The 1,775-nt window shown below is 64.5% G+C and carries 1 protein-coding gene and 1 pseudogene; both read right to left on the reverse strand.

What is annotated here, in order from left to right:
* A pseudogene (locus ABZ656_RS57775) lies at positions 1–182 on the reverse strand (hypothetical protein); the annotation flags it as partial.
* A 15-nt stretch (positions 183–197) separates the two neighbouring features.
* Positions 198–1,775: reverse transcriptase domain-containing protein (locus ABZ656_RS57780; protein WP_360280762.1), on the reverse strand; the 1,578-nt coding region annotated here is incomplete at its 5' end.

A 1,775-nucleotide genomic window follows, 5' to 3' on the forward strand; every position in this document is an offset into this window, starting at 1 on the left:
TCGGCGCGGTGGTGATCGGCCATGGCATAGCCGACGACCTCGCGGGTGGCCAGGTCCAGCCAGCAGGCGAGGTAGAGCCAGCCCTCCGCGGTGGGGTGAAGTAGGCCGCCGACGAGGTGCCCGTGGCACGAGTCCTTTTCCGACGGCCCCTTCCCGAACGGAACGTGCCCGTTTCCGGGCATTCCGCTCTCCAGCGGTCACGTCCGCAGTGGCTGAGAAACGCGCCCGGCATGGACCGAGACATGGCAAGTCCGGCAGAGCACAAGCGTCTTGCGCCTCCTCCGGGCCATGAGCTGGATCCAGGCGGGCTTGTCCCGACGTCCGGGCTGTTTGAGGTCTGCGAGGTGGCGGATGTGGTGGACCTCCAGATCCGTGCGGGTCTCGCAGAGCTCGCAGTACTCGGCCAGGAGCCGTTTGATCAGCTCGTTGTAGGCGGGTGCTGTCACCGGCCGGACGTCGGCGAGCGTGGCGGTGCGCTCTCGTTTGAGTGGGATCCCGCCGAAGCGGGCGACCAGCGGCTTCTTCCCCTCCTTGCGTTCGACCGTGACCTGTAGACAGCGGCGTGGGCCGTGCGGTGTCTCGACGGTTGCCCGGAATTTCCGAGACATCTTCCGGACCGTGCTGCGGTATTTACAGGCCAAGGTCTTCAGCAATGAGGTCTCCATGATCCAGTGGAGCTTGCTCAGACGGTGCACGTTCTGGGCGAGGAGGTAGTACTGGATGAGACCCCGGTACTCGGCCTGGTACTTCGCGACGATGGAGAAGTCCTCGTCGTGAAGCAGTACTCCACGCGGAGCCGGTTTTCCCTTCTTCTTGTAGAGCGCGGACTTGGTGCGGATCACCTGCTCGGGCACGAAGAGCCCGGGTGTGCCGTTGATCGACCGACGTCCATCGGTGATCTTTGTGTCGGCATGCAGAGCCCGGATCTCATAGCCCAGGAAGCGCGCCGCCTGGCTGGTGGCGTGCGTGATCAGCGTCTTGGACTCGGATAATTCCAGCCCGAGTTGCTCACGCAGGAAGGCCCTGATCTTCGACGTGATGTCCTGGGCTTCGCGCTTGGAACCGGCGAACCCCAGCAGGAAGTCGTCGGCGTAACGGACATAGCGCAACCGCCGATAGCTCGGATCGTTCGGGTCGCCGTAGGGCAGGGAACGCTGCTGGTGTCGCAACACCCGCACCGCCTCCCGGTCCTGGTGGCGTCGTGCCTTCGCGATCGCGTGCTGAACGGTTAGATATGCCGGATTCGGCCGACGACGGTCCCCGAGGTTGTATTCCGGCAGCAGGGACTGTTCAACGAACCGGTCCAGTCGGTCCAGGTAGATATTGGACAGGATCGGGGAAGCCACCCCGCCCTGCGGCGAACCGCTGAGCGTGGCGTTCCACTTCCAGTCCTCCAGATACCCGGCCTTGAGCATGCGGCTGATCAGCCGCAGGAACCGGCCATCGTGGATTTTCTCTCCCAGAACCTTGAGCATCACCTCGTGGTCCAGGCTGCCGAAGCAGTCGGAGATGTCGCCCTCGATGAACCAGTGCACTCCCCGCCAGGTCCGTGCCACTTCCGTCAGCGCGGTGTGGCAGCCCCGTTGGGGGCGGAAACCGTGGGAGCGATCGGAGAACTGGACGTCGTAGTACGCCTCCAGGAGGAGACGGACCGCCTCGGCGACCAGCTTGTCCGACCAGGTCGGCAATCCGAGCGGGCGTTTCTTCGTTGATCCCTTCTTCTCGATGTAGACCCGCCGGGCCGGAGACCATCGGTAGCGTTCGGCGCGTAAGGC

This window comes from Streptomyces sp. NPDC007095 (assembly GCF_040634475.1).
In the GTDB taxonomy this organism is placed as follows: Bacteria; Actinomycetota; Actinomycetes; order Streptomycetales; family Streptomycetaceae; genus Streptomyces.